General features: G+C 62.0%; 22 protein-coding genes and 1 pseudogene. 17 read left to right on the top strand and 6 right to left on the bottom strand.

What is annotated here, in order from left to right; translation table 11 throughout:
- Positions 1–203: 203 nt before the first annotated feature.
- Positions 204–1459, bottom strand: a pseudogene (locus AC0V7N_RS24465) (class I SAM-dependent methyltransferase).
- 98 nt (positions 1460–1557) lie between these two features.
- Positions 1558–1656, bottom strand: a complete 99-nt coding sequence (locus tag AC0V7N_RS24460; protein ID WP_475450873.1) for a hypothetical protein — start codon at positions 1654–1656, stop codon at positions 1558–1560.
- Between the two features lie 132 nt (positions 1657–1788).
- Between AC0V7N_RS24460 and AC0V7N_RS24455 the strand changes: the two genes are divergently transcribed.
- The 4 genes from AC0V7N_RS24455 to kdsA all read left to right on the top strand — a co-directional run bounded on the left by AC0V7N_RS24455 (position 1789) and on the right by kdsA (position 4219).
- Positions 1789–1923 carry a hypothetical protein gene (locus AC0V7N_RS24455; protein ID WP_475450872.1) on the top strand — a complete coding sequence of 45 codons (135 nt, stop codon included), beginning with the start codon at positions 1789–1791 and terminating at the stop codon, positions 1921–1923.
- Positions 1924–2092: 169 nt separating this feature from the next.
- Positions 2093–2383, top strand: coding sequence for a Dabb family protein (locus AC0V7N_RS24450; RefSeq protein WP_475450871.1), 291 nt, complete (start codon positions 2093–2095; stop codon positions 2381–2383).
- 94 nt (positions 2384–2477) lie between these two features.
- The gene (locus AC0V7N_RS24445) at positions 2478–3362 is read left to right on the top strand and encodes a VOC family protein (protein WP_475450870.1); all 885 of its coding nucleotides are present in this window, start codon (positions 2478–2480) and stop codon (positions 3360–3362) included.
- The gene (gene kdsA, locus AC0V7N_RS24440) at positions 3359–4219 is read left to right on the top strand and encodes a 3-deoxy-8-phosphooctulonate synthase (protein ID WP_496627322.1); all 861 of its coding nucleotides are present in this window, start codon (positions 3359–3361) and stop codon (positions 4217–4219) included. The genes AC0V7N_RS24445 and kdsA overlap by 4 nt, the downstream gene beginning before the upstream one ends.
- Positions 4220–4252: 33 nt before the next feature.
- Here kdsA and AC0V7N_RS24435 read toward each other — a convergent pair whose 3' ends face one another.
- Positions 4253–4942, bottom strand: a complete 690-nt coding sequence (locus AC0V7N_RS24435) for a hypothetical protein (protein ID WP_475450869.1) — start codon at positions 4940–4942, stop codon at positions 4253–4255.
- A 144-nt stretch (positions 4943–5086) separates the two neighbouring features.
- On the opposite strand from AC0V7N_RS24435, the gene AC0V7N_RS24430 reads away from it, so the two are divergent.
- Together AC0V7N_RS24430 and AC0V7N_RS24425 are read left to right on the top strand one after the other, a co-directional pair.
- Positions 5087–5290: a dodecin family protein gene (locus tag AC0V7N_RS24430; protein WP_027045027.1), complete on the top strand. Its 204-nt coding sequence runs from the start codon at positions 5087–5089 to the stop codon at positions 5288–5290.
- A gap of 83 nt (positions 5291–5373) precedes the next feature.
- The gene (locus AC0V7N_RS24425) at positions 5374–5739 is read left to right on the top strand and encodes a PRC-barrel domain-containing protein (RefSeq protein ID WP_475450868.1); all 366 of its coding nucleotides are present in this window, start codon (positions 5374–5376) and stop codon (positions 5737–5739) included.
- 63 nt (positions 5740–5802) lie between these two features.
- Here the strand turns inward: AC0V7N_RS24425 and AC0V7N_RS24420 are convergent, their stop codons facing one another.
- Positions 5803–5928: a hypothetical protein gene (locus AC0V7N_RS24420; protein ID WP_475450867.1), complete on the bottom strand. Its 126-nt coding sequence runs from the start codon at positions 5926–5928 to the stop codon at positions 5803–5805.
- A 198-nt stretch (positions 5929–6126) separates the two neighbouring features.
- On the opposite strand from AC0V7N_RS24420, the gene eno reads away from it, so the two are divergent.
- From eno to AC0V7N_RS24365, 11 genes are all read left to right on the top strand, one after another.
- Positions 6127–7401 (top strand): phosphopyruvate hydratase, encoded by a 1275-nt coding sequence (eno, locus tag AC0V7N_RS24415; RefSeq protein ID WP_496627320.1) that lies wholly within the window; start codon positions 6127–6129, stop codon positions 7399–7401.
- A gap of 157 nt (positions 7402–7558) precedes the next feature.
- A complete protein-coding gene (locus AC0V7N_RS24410) occupies positions 7559–7882 on the top strand; it encodes an FtsB family cell division protein (RefSeq protein WP_027045030.1) in 324 nt (107 codons plus the stop codon).
- A 193-nt stretch (positions 7883–8075) separates the two neighbouring features.
- Positions 8076–9113: a pyruvate dehydrogenase (acetyl-transferring) E1 component subunit alpha gene (gene pdhA, locus AC0V7N_RS24405; RefSeq protein ID WP_496627319.1), complete on the top strand. Its 1038-nt coding sequence runs from the start codon at positions 8076–8078 to the stop codon at positions 9111–9113.
- A 13-nt stretch (positions 9114–9126) separates the two neighbouring features.
- The gene (locus AC0V7N_RS24400) at positions 9127–10524 is read left to right on the top strand and encodes a pyruvate dehydrogenase complex E1 component subunit beta (protein WP_475450864.1); all 1398 of its coding nucleotides are present in this window, start codon (positions 9127–9129) and stop codon (positions 10522–10524) included.
- A gap of 18 nt (positions 10525–10542) precedes the next feature.
- Positions 10543–11907 carry a pyruvate dehydrogenase complex dihydrolipoamide acetyltransferase gene (locus AC0V7N_RS24395; protein ID WP_475450863.1) on the top strand — a complete coding sequence of 455 codons (1365 nt, stop codon included), beginning with the start codon at positions 10543–10545 and terminating at the stop codon, positions 11905–11907.
- A gap of 13 nt (positions 11908–11920) precedes the next feature.
- Positions 11921–12334: a hypothetical protein gene (locus AC0V7N_RS24390; protein ID WP_475450862.1), complete on the top strand. Its 414-nt coding sequence runs from the start codon at positions 11921–11923 to the stop codon at positions 12332–12334.
- A 4-nt stretch (positions 12335–12338) separates the two neighbouring features.
- A complete protein-coding gene (locus tag AC0V7N_RS24385; RefSeq protein ID WP_475450861.1) occupies positions 12339–12977 on the top strand; it encodes an SGNH/GDSL hydrolase family protein in 639 nt (212 codons plus the stop codon).
- Between the two features lie 15 nt (positions 12978–12992).
- Positions 12993–14456 (top strand): dihydrolipoyl dehydrogenase, encoded by a 1464-nt coding sequence (gene lpdA, locus AC0V7N_RS24380; RefSeq protein ID WP_475450860.1) that lies wholly within the window; start codon positions 12993–12995, stop codon positions 14454–14456.
- 99 nt (positions 14457–14555) lie between these two features.
- Positions 14556–14813: a GlsB/YeaQ/YmgE family stress response membrane protein gene (locus AC0V7N_RS24375; protein ID WP_027028909.1), complete on the top strand. Its 258-nt coding sequence runs from the start codon at positions 14556–14558 to the stop codon at positions 14811–14813.
- A gap of 136 nt (positions 14814–14949) precedes the next feature.
- A complete protein-coding gene (gene lipA, locus AC0V7N_RS24370) occupies positions 14950–15915 on the top strand; it encodes a lipoyl synthase (protein WP_475450859.1) in 966 nt (321 codons plus the stop codon).
- An 8-nt stretch (positions 15916–15923) separates the two neighbouring features.
- Positions 15924–16382 carry a type II toxin-antitoxin system RatA family toxin gene (locus AC0V7N_RS24365; protein ID WP_475450858.1) on the top strand — a complete coding sequence of 153 codons (459 nt, stop codon included), beginning with the start codon at positions 15924–15926 and terminating at the stop codon, positions 16380–16382.
- On the opposite strand, the gene AC0V7N_RS24360 is transcribed toward AC0V7N_RS24365, so the two are convergent.
- Both AC0V7N_RS24360 and AC0V7N_RS24355 read right to left on the bottom strand, forming a co-directional pair.
- On the bottom strand, positions 16379–16867 hold the full coding sequence (locus AC0V7N_RS24360) for a CinA family protein (protein WP_475450857.1): 489 nt from the start codon (positions 16865–16867) through the stop codon (positions 16379–16381). The genes AC0V7N_RS24365 and AC0V7N_RS24360 overlap by 4 nt on opposite strands.
- Entirely contained in the window at positions 16864–18087 is a 1224-nt protein-coding gene (locus tag AC0V7N_RS24355) for a bifunctional 2-C-methyl-D-erythritol 4-phosphate cytidylyltransferase/2-C-methyl-D-erythritol 2,4-cyclodiphosphate synthase (RefSeq protein ID WP_496627318.1), read from the bottom strand. Before AC0V7N_RS24355 ends, AC0V7N_RS24360 begins: the two co-directional genes overlap by 4 nt.
- Between the last annotated feature and the right edge of the window lie 83 nt (positions 18088–18170).

Genomic DNA, 18170 nt, shown 5'->3' with positions numbered 1-18170 from the left:
TCCTATGGTCAGAGGCGCTCGGCGTTGATTTGGGCGCGGGCGTCGGATGCGGCAGAACGCCCGCCAAGCGATCGCGGTTGCATCACGTTGGCATCAGGAAATCGCGATCGAAAAGGGCGAAGCACGCCAACCGGCAATCGACCCGGTCGTCATGTCCAGCAGTGCCGCCGTCCACTGGTAACGAAATCGAAGAGCGTATCGACCTACGCCTTGTAGACCACCTGGCGCACATCGATGTAGCTGGCGCGGAAGCCGGCTTCGCAATAATGCAGGTAAAACTCCCAGAGCTTCTGAAGCGATCGTCGAAGCCGAGCGGCACGATCTTGTCCCAGGATACCCAGAAACGCTGCCGCCATTCGGCGAGCGTACGCGCATAGTCATCCGGAAACACGCGCTCGCGCAGATGCGCAAGGCCATGATCCTTGCCGAGCGCCTTCAGGATCGACGGTGTCGGCAGCATGCCGCCTGGAAAGACGTAGCGCTGGATGAAATCCGGCCTGGCGCGATAGGTGTCGTAGGCTGCCTCGTTGATGGTGATGATCTGCAGGCCCGCGGTACCGCCGGGCCGCAGGCAGGCCTTCATCTTGCCGAAGAACACCGGCCAGTATTTCTCGCCGACCGCCTCGAACATCTCGATCGACGCAATGCGGTCGTAAGTCCCTGTTTCGTCGCGGTAATCCTGCAGCTTGATTTCGACCTTGTCGGCAAGCCCGGCCTTGGCGATGCGCGCCTTGGCGAAATCGTGCTGTTCGCGGCTGATCGTCAGTCCCGTGACGCGGCAGCCGATTTCGCGTGCCGCGAATTCGGCGAAGCCGCCCCAGCCGCAGCCGATCTCCAGCACGTGGTCCTTCCTGCCGATACCCGTATCCCTGGCCAGCGCCCGATATTTGGCGGCCTGGGCGCTTTCCAGGTCATTGGCGCCATTGGCGTAAAGCGCCGAGGAATAGGTCATGCTCGGGTCGAGCCACTCCTTGTAAAAGGCGTTGCCGAGATCGTAATGCGCCGAGATGTTGCGCTTCGAGCCGGTGCGTGTGTTCTCGTTGAACCAATGGCGGATGCGCTGGACGGTGTTGATGAGCCAGCTGGCGCCGCCGGCGACGCGTTCGCCGATCGCCGAATTGACCACGAACAATTCCAGGAAACTGGTGACGTCAGGGCTTTCCCAATCGCCATCCATATAGGATTCGGCAACGCCGATCGTGCCGCCGGAAAAGGCGCGGCCTGGCAGGCGCCAGTTCTTGAGCACCAGTTCGGCGTCCGGGCCAGGCCCCTTGCCACCGACGAGAACAGCGCGACCATCCGGCATCCTCACCTTGAGCGTACCACGCGGCAGGTTCATCGCCGCCGACAGCACCATGCGCGCCTTGGCCGGCAGGCCTTTGACGATCTCGGCGAAATTGAACTCGTCGAGCCTGACCGCTTCGCCCGGCGCTACGCTATGATGGTCCCCGTCTGCCATTTCATGCCCCTGGATTTCCGTGGTGCCGGCGCAATTGCCAAACCACGGTTCTCTGGACCATCCGCCAGGTTCGAACGCCCTTGCCTGGTCCCGTTGGCTCACGGGTTAGGCGACGGGCGGGTCGAACGAAAGCGCGCGCCCGCTAACCGGAGCTTCCGCGCTTCCCAGCGAATGCCGATCACAATCTTCCACGTCATGAGGGGGAACTTCAAGAGGCAAGCCGTCAGCTGGGCTGTGCCACGTGGCCTTCGGCACTATCGTCGAGCCGCCGCTGCCCAAAATCAAAAAACGTCTATGGTCGCAGTCGCGCTTGTGCGATAGCTTTAGCCATGCGTTATGTAGTCGTCATTGCCGCCATCGCGTTCTTCCTGATCTGGGACGGCCTCTACAATCAGGGCCGGTATCTCGACATATCGGTCAGGGAGTTCTCCCATGCTGTGCGCTACGTCACCGGCAAGGCATAATATCCCCTTCTAGAGATAGCAGCCTGGCGCTTCTGCGAGCTGTTCGTTGCTGCGAGATGAGGCCAGGCCCCATCCGGGGCGCGTCGCAAGGACGCGTGGCGCCATGAACGGTTGACGCGAGGGGACCGCCGTCACTAAAGACCCCGACATTCAGATCGAGGAGGCGGGATTGATCCGGCATATCGTTTTCTTCAGCGCGCGGTGCAAGGAGGATGTGGAGGCAGTGCGCACCGGACTGCTGGCGCTCGGCAACATTCCTCATTCCAGTCTCTTCGAGGTCACTTTGAACACCAAGGTCGACCCGCTGTCGGATGAAGTTGATGTCGTCGTCTATGCCGAGTTCGCCGACGACGCGGCGCTGGCCGCCTATAAGGCGCATCCGCTCTATGCGCAGACCACAGCCAAGGTCAAACCATTGCGCGAACTGCGCTATTCCGCCGATGTCGTGATGGGCAGCTGATCCAGCGCGCGGTTCCGGATCTCGACAAGTCCCCGGCGGCCACCAACGGGAAATGGCCTTGAACCGCTCTTTGGAATGATGCACACCGCACCTCATGACCGACAGACCAACCACCGGCACACATCCGCTTGACCATCTCGTTCTGCCGACGCAGAACCTCGATGTGGCGCGAGCCCGACTCGCTTCGCTGGGCTTCGTCGTCGCTCCGACCGGCATCCATCCTTTTGGAACGGAAAACTGCTGCGTTTTCCTCGCCGACGGCACCTATCTGGAGCCGCTCGGGATCGGCAGTGACCAGACAGCGATTGACGCAGCCGCCGGGGGCAATGTCTTCGTCGCGCGCGACCGCCTCTATCGCGACAGCCGCGGCGATGAGGGGTTTTCCGCGGTCGTTCTCGGCACGGACGATGCCGACGCCGATCATGCGCGCTATGTCGAGGCCGGCCTGTCGGCGGGAGACACGCTGAGCTTTTCACGCGCTTTCATGGATACATCGGGCAAGAGCGATGTGGCGTCATTCAAGCTCGCCTTTGTTGCGACCCACGGAGCAACCGACGCGTTCCTGTTTGCCTGCCAGCGGATCAACGCGCCAAAAGTGGACCGTACGGCTTTACAGGCCCACGCCAATGGCGCCACGGGCATTGTGGAGGTGGTGGCGGTCAGCGACCAGCCTGCCGAACAGATCAGGCTGATCTCGGTGGCGGTGAACGATCCTGCCGCCGATGGCGGGGCGTTTCTCCTGGCGAACGCAACGTTGAGCGTGCTTGATCCCAAATCCTTCACCGCCCGCTTTGGCATTCCGGCCGGGCCATCGACGAAACTTCGCTTCGCGGCGATCGTCTTTGCCGTCCGAAGCATCGATGTCACGTCACGGCTGCTTGCAGCCAATTCCATCCAGCACGATATAGCGGACACTGACATTGTCGTGCAGCCGGCATCCGGACAGGGCGCGGCTTTCATCTTCCGGGAGATCCCATGAGCAAGTCCCAAGCGTCCAATTCGATGGCGCCCAATTCGTCGGTTACGGTCGGCAGCGTCGTTTTCGACAACAACGCGGCTTTGGCGCTGATCGCCGGCCCATGCCAGTTCGAATCGCGCCAGCATGCCTTCGACATGGCCGGCGCGCTGAAGGAGCTGACCGGCAAGCTTGGCATCGGCCTCGTCTATAAGACGAGCTACGACAAGGCCAATCGGACCTCGCTGTCGGCAACGCGCGGCGCCGGCATGGACGCCGCGCTTCCGGTCTTCGACGAACTGCGCAAGGAATTTTCGCTTCCTGTTTTGACCGATGTCCACACCGAAGAACAATGCGCGATCGTCGCGCCGCATGTCGATGTGCTGCAGATTCCGGCCTTTCTGTCGCGCCAGACCGATATGCTGGTTGCCGCCGCTAAAACGGGCAAGGTGATCAACGTGAAGAAGGGGCAGTTCCTGGCACCCTGGGACATGAAGAACGTGGTCGCCAAGATCACCGGTTCAGGCAACGCCAATGTCTTGACCACCGAGCGTGGCGCATCCTTCGGCTACAACACACTGGTGTCTGACATGCGCGCGCTGCCGATCATGGCGGAAATCGGCGCGCCGGTGATCTTCGACGCCACGCATTCGGTGCAGCAGCCGGGCGGGCAGGGCGGTTCCTCGGGTGGCGAGCGGCGCTTTGTCGAGACGCTGGCACGCGCTGCCGTTGCCGTCGGCGTCGCCGGCGTGTTCATCGAGACCCATCAGGACCCGGACAATTCGACGTCTTCCGATGGTCCGAACATGCTGCCGCTGAAGGATATGCCGGCTCTGCTCGAGAGGCTGATGGCATTCGATCGCATCGCCAAGGGCCGCTAAAGCGCCCTGACGGATGCTGCAACCGCCTGCATGTCAGTTGTTCTGGCCTGACCGCCTCATGTCGATCGCGAACACCGCGTAATAGTCGACGCCTGGCATCGGCGCCGTGACGGTCAGGATCCAGCGCACATTGCCATGCTGGCGCTCGTAAGCCGGCGGGCCGTTCGAGGGCAGGGCATCGGCCGGGATTGCAAAGGCGAAGGGAATGCCCACGCTCGATTGCACGGAACCACGCGGCACGACGAGCTTTTCCTCGTATCTGAGCTCTTCCTTGTAGGTCGATTTGTCCCCAGCGGTCGTATTCACGGCCGGTCCGCCGACGCGGTAGGTTCTGATACATCGCAATTTGACGACGTAGTCACCGGAAGGAGCCAGATCGCGGCTCGACCGGAGCCGGCCTTCGAAGCGTCCGCCAGGTTTTGCCGGCCCCGCCTCTAGCGTCGTCGCGCCGAATTTGCGCACGCGCAATGTGTCACGGATCGCCTTCAGCAATGCGTAGAGCCCGATGACGGCAAACACGACCGGGACGAAGACCAGTGGATTGAATTCGCGGTCGTTGACGTTGAAGTTGAGCGGCAGCTCGAAATACCAGGGGATCAGGACGGCGATCAGCACCATGGCGCCGGCAAAGAAGTAGCCGCTGGACGCATTCGTGGCATTGGCATCAACCACAGGTGCCGGCGGCTGCGCCGCTGCTGGCTGCTGACTGCGCCTTCGGGCCATTGCCGCCTCACAAAACGACCGGACGCTCCCTCAATGCCACGCTGGACGGCGGCGTGACAATGGCCCCGACGGGGCCGCGCTTGTGGAAGGCATGAGCCGGTTGTACGCTTGGCCGGCAAATGAGCGTTTTGGCAGGAGGAAGCCATGTCCGTCGCCCGCGTCACCGAAATCACCTCGTCGTCGAAGAAGAGCTTTCAGGACGCCATCGAAAAGGGAATCGCCCGCGCTTCGAAAACCCTGAAGAACGTCGAAGGCGCCTGGATCCAGGATCAGAAGATCGTCGTCGAGGACGGCAAGATCGCTGCCTATCGCGTCAACATGAAGGTCACTTTCATCCTCGCGGAGTGATTGGCCGCCGCCGAAAAAGTCGGGAACTTTCGCCCGCGCCCCTCATTGTCAAAGCAGAGTTCAACGACAACGAGGAGCAGATCATGACAACTCAGACAGGTCACACCGAAGCCATTGCCGCTTCGCGCGTCATCGGTACGTCGGTCTACAACACCGAAGGCGATAGCATCGGCAGCATCGAGGACATCATGCTCGACAAGACGTCGAACGGCATCATGTTCGCGGTGATCGGCTTTGGTGGCTTTCTCGGCATCGGCGAGAAGTACCACGCCGTTCCCTGGGCAAGTCTCGACTATGACGAGCACAAGGGCGGTTATGTCGTGCCCTTCTCGAAGGATCAGCTGAAGGCAGCGCCCGCCTATTCGATCAACGAACTGGCCGGCGCGGATGGTGAGACCGCGCGCGATGCCTCGTATGAATACTACAAGGTCACGCCTTACTGGCATTGACGCAACCTCAATCAAAAAAGGGCCTCGTTTCGACGGGGCCCTTTTTCGCGTCAATGCCAACGTCTATTCGCTGGTGCTCAACGCCGGCAAAGGCGCGAAGGCCTTCGGTGGCGATTGCTGGGTGTCGCACGACGTCAGGAACGCCGCCGCGATCAGGAACAAACTCAAGATACCGCTCAACTCGGACATGGCGAAACTCCTCCTGTTTCGCCCCGCGCATCGAAACCATAGCTCGAAAAGCGCGTCTGATGACATGACTTATGATGACAGAAATTTGCGCTTCGTGAATCGGGCTGGCGGCACTATTCGGCCATGGCCGGATTGCCTTTTGCGTCGCTTTGGCTAAGACGGGCGCGACCTTTCGTCAGATCAATCGGGGACATCGCAATGACCGCCATCATCGACATTGTCGGACGTGAAATCCTGGACAGCCGTGGAAACCCGACCGTCGAGGTCGATGTTGTACTCGAAGACGGCTCGATGGGCCGCGCCGCGGTGCCGTCGGGCGCCTCGACCGGCGCTCACGAAGCCGTCGAGCTTCGCGACGGCGGCGCCCGCTATCTCGGCAAGGGCGTGCTGAAGGCCGTAGAGGCGGTCAATGGCGAGCTGTTCGAGGCGATCGGCGGCATGGAAGCCGAAAACCAGATCCATATCGACCAGACCATGATCGAGCTCGACGGCACGCCCAACAAGGGCCGGCTCGGTGCCAATGCCATTCTCGGCGTTTCGCTGGCGGTGGCCAAGGCCGCTGCGGACGCCGCCGGCCTGCCGCTCTATCGCTATGTCGGCGGCACAAAGGCGCACATCCTGCCGGTGCCGATGATGAACATCATCAATGGCGGTGCCCATGCCGACAACCCGATCGACTTCCAGGAATTCATGATCCTGCCGGTCGGCGCGCCGACGCTGCGCGAAGCCGTGCGCTGGGGCTCGGAAATCTTCCACACGCTGCGCAAGAAGCTGAAGGATGCCGGCCACAACACCAATGTCGGCGACGAGGGCGGCTTTGCCCCGAACCTGAAGAGCGCACCGGTGGCGCTCGATTTCATCATGGAATTGATCGAAAAGGCCGGTTTCAAGCCGGGCGAGGAGATCGCGCTCGGCCTCGATTGCGCCGCGACCGAATTCTTCAAGGACGGCAACTACGTCTATGAGGGCGAGAAGAAGACGCGCGATCCCAAGGCCCAGGCCAAATACCTCGCCAAGCTCGCCGCCGACTATCCGATCATCTCGATCGAGGACGGCCTTGCCGAGGACGACTGGGAAGGCTGGAAATACCTGACCGACCTGATCGGCAAGAAGACCCAGCTGGTCGGCGACGACCTGTTCGTCACCAACACGGCGCGCCTGCGCGACGGTATCCGCATGGGCGTCGCCAATTCGATCCTGGTCAAGGTCAACCAGATCGGCTCGCTGACGGAAACGCTCGACGCGGTCGAGACCGCGCACAAGGCTGGATATACCGCTGTCATGTCGCACCGTTCGGGCGAAACCGAGGATCCAACCATCGCCGATCTCGCCGTTGCCACCAATTGCGGACAGATCAAGACCGGCTCGCTGTCGCGCTCCGACCGCATGGCCAAGTACAACCAGCTGATCCGCATCGAGGAAGAACTCGGCAAGCAGGCGCGCTACGCCGGCAAGTCGGTGATCAAGGGCTGATCCGAATACCGAACTCGGATAGTGCGCGAAGGGCGGGAGCATTCCCGCCCTTTTTCATTTCGCTGGTTGCCGGGCCAGTCTCCGTAACCGTCCGTTAAGCACAATCAGGCGAAAAAGGTTCCGGGTCGTTTGAGTTTGCGGCCATGGGGAATCGGTTATGTGGACGCGTCAGCACAAGCAGAGAAACACCGGCCGGCTGATCATCCCTTCGCTTTGCGTGGTGTTCCTGGCCTATTTCGGCTTCCACGCCTATCACGGCGAATTCGGCATCAATTCTAAATATCAGCTGGAAGCTCAGACGGTTGCGCTGCAGGCCCAGCTCGATGCCGTCAAGGCGCGTCGTATGGAGCTCGAACGCCGCGTTCGGCTCATGCATGACGGTACGCTGGAGAAGGACATGCTCGACGAGCAGGCGCGCAGAGCGCTCAATCTGTCCCAGGCGGATGAAATCACCATCATGTTGCCGACTTCGTCGAAATAACTGAAGTTCAGTTAATCGCTAATATTTTCAATGATTTTAATCCCTTAGGCGCATGCCAGCTATGCAAATTCGTCATGGCGCAACGCTCTGACGCGTGTTAGCCTTGCATAAATCGGTGGGGAGAGCTGATCTTCCCAGGGCAGATTTCGTCCTGCCCTAATGTCCGCAAAGAGACGCCAACAGGGAGTGATGCATGGCCACCGCAGCCAGAAAAGCGCCTGCCAAATCGAAATCCGACGGCAAATCGGTGCTTTCCGCGCCCAAACCCGCTGAATTCACCAAGGACGAAGAGCTTGCCGCCTACCGGCACATGCTGCTCATCCGCCGCTTCGAGGAAAAAGCCGGCCAGCTCTACGGCATGGGCTTCATCGGCGGTTTCTGCCATCTCTATATCGGCCAGGAAGCGGTCGTCACCGGCATGAAGATGGCGCTGATCGACGGCGATCAGATGATCACCGCCTATCGCGATCACGGCCACATGCTGGCGATGGAGCTTTCACCGCGAGGCGTCATGGCCGAGTTGACCGGACGCCGTGGCGGCCTGTCGCGGGGCAAGGGCGGCTCCATGCACATGTTCTCCAAGGAGAAGCACTTCTACGGCGGTCACGGCATTGTCGGCGCGCAGGTGTCGCTCGGCACGGGCCTGGCCTTCGCCAACCGCTATCGCGACAACAACAATGTCTCGCTGACCTATTTCGGCGATGGGGCCGCCAACCAGGGTCAGGTCTATGAAAGCTTCAACATGGCCTCGCTGTGGAAGCTGCCGGTGATCTACATCATCGAGAACAACCGCTACGCGATGGGCACCTCGGTGTCGCGCTCGTCGGCGGAAACCAATTTTTCGCATCGCGGCGCCTCGTTCAGATTTCCGGGCATCCAGGTCGACGGCATGGATGTGCGCGCGGTCAAGGCGGCCGGCGATCTCGCTACCGAGTGGTGCCGTGGCGGCAACGGGCCGATCATTCTCGAAATGCAGACCTATCGCTATCGCGGTCACTCGATGTCCGACCCAGCGAAATACCGCTCGAAGGAAGAAGTGCAGAAGATGCGCTCCGACCATGACCCGATCGAACAGGTCAAGGCGCGGTTGATCGAGAAGAAGTGGGCGACCGAGGACGAACTGAAGACCATCGACAAGGAGGTTCGCGACATCGTCGCCGACGCCGCCGAGTTTGCCCAGAACGATGCAGAGCCGGATCCGTCCGAGCTCTGGACCGATATCGTACTGTAAGGGAGGCCAGGACATGCCGATCGAAATTCTCATGCCCGCTCTCTCGCCGACCATGGAAGAGGGCAATCTTTCCAAGTGGTTGAAGAACGAAGGCGACAAGGTCGTCGCCGGCGACGTCCTCGCCGAGATCGAAACCGACAAGGCGACGATGGAAGTCGAAGCCGTCGATGAAGGCACGATTGGAAAGATCCTGATCGCCGCCGGCACCGAAGGCGTCAAGGTCAACACGCCGATCGCCGTTCTGCTGCAGGACGGTGAAAGCGCTGCCGACGTCGGTAACTCCGCGGCTCCCGCCAAGGCGGAAGCGCCGGCAAAGGCCGAGGCACCAGCCGAGGAAAAGGTGGAGGCTACAAAGCCCGCCGCCGCTCCTGTCGCAGCCGCCCCGAAAACGGAAATCGCCGCCGATCCCGACATTCCGGCCGGCACGGAAATGGTCTCGACCACGGTGCGTGAAGCTCTGCGCGATGCCATGGCCGAGGAAATGCGCCGCGACGGTGATGTCTTCGTCATGGGCGAGGAGGTCGCCGAATACCAGGGCGCCTACAAGATCACGCAGGGCCTGTTGCAGGAGTTCGGGCCACGGCGCGTCGTCGACACGCCGATCACCGAGCATGGTTTTGCCGGCGTCGGCGTCGGTGCGGCGATGGCCGGCCTGAAGCCGATCGTCGAGTTCATGACCTTCAACTTCGCCATGCAGGCGATCGACCAGATCATCAACTCCGCCGCCAAGACGCTCTATATGTCGGGCGGCCAGATGGGTGCGCCGATCGTGTTCCGCGGACCGAACGGGGCCGCGGCCCGCGTCGCCGCCCAGCACTCCCAGTGCTATGCCGCCTGGTACAGCCACATTCCTGGCCTGAAAGTGGTGATGCCGTATACGGCCGCCGACGCCAAGGGCCTGCTGAAGGCGGCGATCCGCGACCCGAACCCGGTCATCTTCCTTGAGAACGAAATCCTCTACGGCCAGTCCTTCGACGTGCCGAAGCTGGATGATTTCGTGCTGCCGATCGGCAAGGCGCGCATCCACAAGACGGGCAAGGACGTCACCATCGTCTCGTTCGGCATCGGCATGACCTACGCGGTCAAGGCGGAAGCGGAACTGCGCGGCATGGGCATCGACGCCGAGATCATCGACCTCAGGACCATCCGCCCGCTCGATCTCGACACCATCATTGCTTCGGTCAAGAAGACCAACCGGCTGGTCGTGGTCGAAGAAGGCTATCCACAGAGCTCGGTCGGCGATCACATCGCCAACCAGGTCTCGCAGCGCGCTTTCGATTTCCTCGACGCGCCGGTCATCACCATTGCCGGCAAGGACGTGCCGATGCCCTATGCGGCAAACCTCGAAAAACTGGCGTTGCCGAATGTCGGCGAAGTCATCGAGGCGGTCAAAGCCGTCGCGTATCGCTGAACCGGGCGGGAGGACAAAATGCCAATCAACATCACCATGCCGGCGCTCTCGCCCACGATGGAAGAGGGCAATCTTTCCAAATGGCTCGTGAAAGAGGGCGACAAGGTTTCGCCGGGCGACGTGATCGCCGAGATCGAGACCGACAAGGCGACGATGGAAGTCGAAGCCGTCGATGAAGGCACGGTCGCAAAGCTCGTCGTCCCCGCCGGCACCGAAGGCGTCAAGGTCAATGCGCTGATCGCGGTGCTCGCCGCCGAGGGCGAGGACGCAGGCGCCGCCGCGAAAAGCGGTGGCGGTGCCGCGCCAGCGAAAGCCGAAGCTCCCAAGACTGAGGCACCAAAAACTGAGGCGCCGAAGGCTGAGGCTGCTGTCGCAGCCGCACCCAAGGCAGAGGCGGCTCCCGCCGCCAATGGTCATGCGGCTGGCGAGCGCACTTTCGCCTCGCCGCTTGCACGCCGTATCGCCAAGGACGCCGGCGTTGATGTCTCGGCCGTGACCGGTACCGGCCCGCATGGCCGTGTGGTGAAGGCCGACGTCGATGCCGCGATTGCCGGCGGCGGCGCCAAGGCAGCACCCGCGGCCAAGGCTCCGGCCGGAGCGCCGGCTGCTGCTTCTGCCCCTGCCGTGAAAGCGATGTCGGACGATCAGGTGCTGAAGCTGTTCGAGCAAGGCTCCTATGAGCTGGTCCCGCATGACAATATGCGCAAGACCATTGCGCGGCGCCTGGTCGAGGCCAAGACCACCATCCCGCATTTCTACCTGACGCTCGACTGCGAACTCGACCCGCTCCTGGCGCTGCGCACGCAGATCAATGCGGCGGCTCCCGTCAAGAAGACCGACAAGGGCGAGGCGCCAGCCTACAAGCTCTCCGTCAACGACATGGTCATCAAGGCCATGGCGATGGCGCTGAAGGCGGTGCCGGATGCCAATGCGTCCTGGACCGAGAGCGCCATGGTCAAGCACAAGCACGCCGATGTCGGTGTTGCCGTCTCGATCCCCGGCGGCCTGATCACGCCGATCATTCGGCATGCGGACGAAAAGACGCTGTCGACCATCTCCAACGAGATGAAAGACTTGGCGAGCCGTGCCCGCAGCCGCAAGCTGAAGCCCGAAGAATACCAGGGCGGCACCACGGCGGTGTCGAACCTCGGCATGTTCGGCATCAAGGACTTTGCCGCCGTCATCAACCCACCGCATGCGACGATCCTGGCGGTCGGTGCCGGCGAGGAGCGGGCGGTGGTCAAGAACGGCGAGATCAAGATCGCCACGGTGATGTCGGTGACGCTGTCGACCGACCATCGCGCCGTCGATGGAGCACTCGGTGCCGAGCTGCTGGTCGCCTTCAAGCGGCTGATCGAAAACCCGATGGGCATGCTGGTCTAGGAAGGAAAAGGCGGTGCGGATATTCTTCACCAGCCTTTTCGCGTTCGTCCTCTCCGGCTTCGCCGGCGGCCTAGTTGCGCAGTGGCTGGCTGTCGCCACCGACGATCAGGGAGCATACATCGTCGCCTTTGCAGTCTCGATGCTGGTGACGTTCGTCGTCACCTTTGTCTTCTTCATCGCTCAGCTGATGAATGATCCCGTCACCGCAGTGGCCAAAACTGGCAAATGGACGCTGATCGTGTTTGCGGTGCTGCTTGTCCTGCTGGTCGCGTTGACGCTCTATAGCGACAGCAGTGCGGCAGTCGTCAGGAAAGACATGCCATTCATTGCAGGCCTTGGCTTGCCTGGGCTGGTGACCATCGTCGTGCAGTGGCTTTTCGTGCGCTGGCGGGTGAAGCGCGGCGTATTGGGCACAAAGGCAGGTTGAGCGCATGAAGACGGTGCTTTGCTACGGCGATTCGCTGACCTGGGGACACGACCCGGAGAGCCTGGGTCGACATGACTATGAAGACCGGTGGCCAACCACACTGGCGACAGCGCTCGGACCGGGCTTCCGCGTCATCGCCGAGGGACTGGGCGGTCGAACCACGGCTTATGACGACTTCCTGTCGGGCGCGGACCGCAATGGCGCGCGGATATTGCCGACGACCCTGAGCACGCACTCGCCGATCGATCTGATCGTCATCATGCTTGGCTCGAACGACATGAAGCCGTCTATACATGGCAGCGCGGTCATTGCGTCCTATGGCATGCGGCGCCTCGTTGAAATCGTGCGGGGGCACGCCTATCCGTTTGGCGGTGTCGCCCCCGAGATTATTCTGGTTGCGCCGCCGCATATCGTGGAAACCCGCAAGGCGGACTACGCCGAAATGTTGGGAACGGGCGCAATCGAGTCACCCAAGCTCGCCGGCTTCTATCAAATCGCCGCCGAAGAGATGGGCTGCGGGTTTTTTGATGCCGCGAGCGTCGCCAAATGTACACCGCTCGACGGCGTCCATCTCGATGCCGAAAACACGCGCAACATCGGCAAGGCGTTAGCGCCTGTCGTGCGCGGCATGCTGGAACTGTGAATAAGGAGAAAATCCGTGGCTGAGAACTACGACGTCATCATTATCGGCTCCGGCCCCGGCGGCTATGTCACGGCGGTCCGTTCCGCCCAGCTCGGCTTCAAGACGGCGATCGTCGAGCGCGAGCATCTCGGCGGCATCTGCCTCAACTGGGGCTGCATACCGACCAAGGCGCTGCTGCGCTCGGCCGAGATCATGCACTATTCGGATCATTTGAAGGACTATGGCCTGAAGCTCGACGGCAAGGTCAGCGTCGACACGGCGGCCGTGGTCGACCGTTCGCGAAAAGTTTCTCTGCGGTTGAATGGCGGCGTTGCCTTCCTGATGAAGAAGAACAAGGTCGACGTCATCTGGGGCGAAGCCAAGCTGTCGAAGCCCCCTACTGGTGAAAAATTGGGTGAGATCGTCGTCTCTAAGACGGCCAAGAAGGCGATGGAACCGCAGCCGCCGGTGCCGAAGGGCGTCAAGGGCGAGGGCACCTACACCGCCAAGCACATCATCCTGGCGACCGGTGCCCGGCCGCGCGCGCTGCCTGGCATCGAGCCGGACGGCAGACTGATCTGGACCTATTTCGAGGCGATGGTTCCGCCGGAAATGCCGAAGTCGCTGCTGGTGATGGGTTCCGGCGCCATCGGCATCGAATTCGCTTCCTTCTACCGCACCATGGGCGCTGACGTGACGGTGGTTGAGTTGTTGCCGGCGGTGATGCCGGTCGAAGATGCCGAAGTCTCGAAATTCGCGCAAAAGCAGTTCGAGAAGCAAGGCATGAAGATCATCCTCGAAGCCAAGGTGACCAAGGTCGAGAAGGGTGCCAACTCGGTCACCGCGCATGTCGAGATGAAGGACGGCAAGGTCGAGAAGATCACCGCCGACCGCATGATCTCGGCTGTTGGCGTGCAGGGCAATATCGAGGGCCTCGGACTTGAAGCACTTGGCGTGAAAACTGACCGTGGCTGCGTCGTCGTCGACGGCTACGGCAAGACGAACGTAGCCGGCATCTACGCCATCGGCGATGTTGCCGGCCCGCCAATGCTGGCCCACAAGGCCGAGCATGAGGGCGTGGTGTGCATCGAAAAGATCGCCAGCTTTCCCGGCGTGCACGCCATCGACAAGCTCAAGATCCCCGGTTGCACCTATTGCAACCCGCAGGTCGCCTCCGTCGGCCTGACGGAAGCCAAGGCCAAGGCCGAGGGCAAGGATATCCGCGTCGGCCGCTTCCAGTTCGCCGCCAACGGCAAGGCGATCGCGCTTGGCGAGGATCAGGGCTTCATCAAGACTATCTTCGACAAGAAGACCGGCCAACTGCTCGGTGCCCATATGGTTGGCGCCGAAGTGACCGAACTGATCCAGGGTTTTGTCGTGGCGATGAACCTCGAAACGACCGAGGAAGAGTTGATGCACACCATCTTCCCGCATCCGACGCTGTCGGAGATGATGAAGGAAAGCGTGCTCGACGCCTATGGCCGCGCATTGAACGCATGATAGATTCGCCGCAGGAGACTCAGCCGCGAAAGCCCTGGGAACTCGACGGCAACGGTGGTCGTTTCCGGATGGATTTTTACGCGCGCAAGGAGAAGGCATATGCACTTGAATGGCGTGGGCTGGATCGCAGCCATCATCATCGGCGGCCTGGCAGGCTGGTTCGCCGAAATGGTCATGAAGAGCAACACCGGCATTTTCATGAACATTATCATGGGCATCGTTGGCGCGGTGGTGCTGAATGCCATCCTGCAGGCGCTCAATATCGGCGTGTTCGGCGTCGGCTGGACCGCCTATCTGATCACCGGCTTCATCGGCGCCTGCCTGCTGATCTTTGTCGGTCGTCTGGTGCGCCGCTAGTCGATATCGTTGCCGGCTATGCGAAAACGGTTGTAGCGGCATGCGCCGCTGCAGCCTTTTCTTTGCGCCGAAAAGTCCTAGATGACGTAAAAGTGACGATCGCCGACGGGCGGTCGCAAGAAAAGCCAGGGTTCAGATGGTCACTGTCCTCGACACGATCGCTAACGCGCCGCGGCTGCGGCACCCGGAAAAGGCGCACAAGCCTGATCAGGAGGTGTTGCGCAAGCCTGACTGGATCCGCGTCAAGGCGCCGGTCTCGAAGGGCTATGCCGAGACACGCGAAATCGTGAAATCGCACAAGCTGGTGACGGTCTGCGAAGAGGCCGGCTGCCCCAACATCGGCGAGTGCTGGGAAAAGAAGCACGCCACCTTCATGATCATGGGCGAGATCTGCACGCGCGCCTGCGCCTTCTGCAATGTCGCCACCGGCATTCCGACCGCGCTCGATGCCGATGAGCCGGCCCGGGTCGCGCATGCCGTCAAGCAAATGGGCCTGACCCACGTCGTCATCACCTCGGTCGACCGCGACGATCTCGCCGATGGCGGTGCACAGCACTTCGCCGAGGTCATCAGGGCGATCCGCGCGGCAACGCCTTTGACAACGATTGAAATCCTGACGCCCGATTTCCTGCGCAAGGACGGCGCGCTGGAGATCGTCGTGGCGGCCAAGCCCGACGTCTTCAACCACAATCTCGAAACCGTGCCGTCGAACTATCTGAAGGTTCGGCCGGGCGCGCGCTATTTCCACTCGATCCGGCTGTTGCAGCGGGTCAAGGAACTCGATCCGTCGATCTTCACCAAATCCGGCATCATGGTGGGGCTGGGCGAGGAGCGGAACGAAATCCTGCAGCTGATGGACGATCTGCGTTCGGCCAATGTCGACTTCATGACCATCGGCCAATACCTGCAGCCGTCGAAGAAGCACCACCCGGTGATCCGCTTCGTCACCCCCGAACAGTTCAAGTCCTTTGAGACGATCGGCCGGACCAAGGGTTTCCTGCTGGTGGCATCAAGCCCGCTTACACGCTCATCGCACCATGCCGGCGACGATTTCGCCCGGCTGCGCGCGGCGCGGGAAGCGCAGCTCCAGAAGTCGCTCTAGCCGATTTTATGCCCAAATTTGAAGCCACCCGCCGCGTTGCCCACACGCCGCAGCAGATGTTTGCGCTGGTTGCCGATGTCGAGGCCTATCCGCAATTCCTGCCGCTTTGCGAAGCGCTGACGGTTCGCTCGCGCAAGGAGCGTGACGGACGCACCGTGCTCCTGGCCGACATGAGCATCGGCTACAAGGCCATCCGCGAGACCTTCACCACGCAGGTGCTTTTGAAGCCCGACGAGAACGCCATCGACGTGAAGTACATCGATGGCCCGTTCAAATATCTGAGCAATGTCTGGCGTTTCGAGCCCGACGGCGCCGGCTGTGCCGTCCGCTTCTTCATCGACTACGAGTTCAAGAGCCGCATTCTGGGCGCGCTGATGGGCACCATGTTCGACCGCGCCTTCCGCATGTTTGCCGAGGCTTTCGAAAAGCGCGCCGACGTCATCTATGGTGTCGCGCCGCAGGCCTAATTCTGGCTGAGCGCTAGCAGGCCCAGCTTCAGCGCGTGTCTCACCGTCTCGTGGCGGATGAATTCACGGCCCTTGTGGCCGAACAGCTGGCGCTCGGCGACGACCGGCTGGCCGGCGAGCGCCAGGCCGAACCAGACGAGACCAATCGGCTTGTCAGCCGAACCTCCGCCTGGACCGGCAATGCCGGTGACGGCAAGAGAAAGGCTCGCGCGCGAATGCGCCAGCGCGCCGGCCGCCATCTCCAGCACCGTTTCGCGCGACACAGCTCCATGCGCGTCGAGCGTTTCGGCTGAAACGCCCAGCATCTCCATCTTGGCTTCGTTGGAATAGGTGACGAAGCCGCGGTCGACCACGGCGGAGGAGCCGGCAATGTCGGTGAGCGCCGCGATGATCAGGCCGCCGGTGCAGCTTTCCGCCGTCGCCAGCATGATGCCTCGTTGCTGGCAGGCCACCAGCAGGGAGTTTGCGAGCTCGGCGTTGCTCATTCCGGCACCTCGCCCGGAAACACCACGCTGGCCGTGGCGATCGCCGCAATGCCTTCCTCGCGGCCGATGAAGCCGAGTTTTTCGTTGGTTGTCGCCTTGATCGAGATGCGATCGGCGGAAATGCCCAGTATCTGTGAAAGGGCTGCCGTCATCGCCTCGCGATGCGGCCCGACGCGCGGCGCCTCGCAGATCAGCGTGATATCGGCATTGGCGATGCGTCCGCCGCGCGCGCGCACCACCTTCGCCGCATGCTCGACGAAGATCCGCGACGCCGCACCTTTCCACTGTGGATCGGACGGCGGAAAATGCGTGCCGATGTCGCCGGCGCCGCAGGTCGCCAGCAGCGCGTCGGTCAAAGCATGCAGGCCGACATCGGCGTCGGAATGGCCCGACAGTTTTTTGTCATGCGGAATGGCGACGCCGCACAGGGTGACATGATCGCCGGGTTCGAAGGCGTGGACATCGTAGCCGTTGCCGGTGCGGATGTCGGGGAAGTGCGTTCGTTCGCTGGAAAGCCGCTCGTGTGCCATGGCGATGTCCCGTGCCCAGGTGAGTTTGACATTGTCCGGCGAGCCGGGAACGAGCTTGACTGGAATATGCGCCCATTCGGCGATGGCCGCGTCGTCGGTGAAGTCCAGCCTGCCCAGCTGATAGGCCTTGTCATGTGCTGCAAGGATCGGCCCGTAGGGAAAACCTTGCGGCGTTTGCGCCGCGTGGAGCCCGCTGCGGGAAACGGTTTCCGCGACCACGCCGGCGGCCGACTCGCGCTTCAGCGTGTCGGCGACGGGCAGGGCGGGCAACGCTCCCTCGTTCTCGCCGATGGCGGCGATGGTGCGGTCGATCAATTCCGCGTCGACGAACGGCCGGACGGCATCGTGAATCAGAACCCGGCCCGGCGCGTGGGCCTTCAGCGCCAGCAGCCCGAGCCGGACGGACTCCTGCCTGGTCGGTCCGCCAATGACGGCGGTGACACGCTGGGCCTGGGTGCCCGCTGCTTGCCGGAACAGTTCGTGGTCGTCGGCATGGATGGCGACAACGATCTGGCCGGTGCGCGGATGGGCAAGAAACATCTCCAGCGTATGCGCGATGACTGCGCGCCCACCGATGTTCTGGTACTGCTTGGGCCCGTTGGCCTGTCCGGCACGAGCGCCGCGGCCGGCGGCGACGATCACCACCGCAACCCCACCCGTCGCGCTCGCGTTTCCACTTCCGTCAGTCATGGCGATTGGCTTAGCGCACGATCCCCAAAAGTGTAATTGGTTTTCCGAAAAGATCGTGCGTCAAATATGAATTCCAAAGCGTC

The sequence above is a fragment of the Mesorhizobium kamtschaticum genome (assembly GCF_056174585.1).
This window is presented reverse-complemented; position numbering and strand designations above follow the sequence as displayed.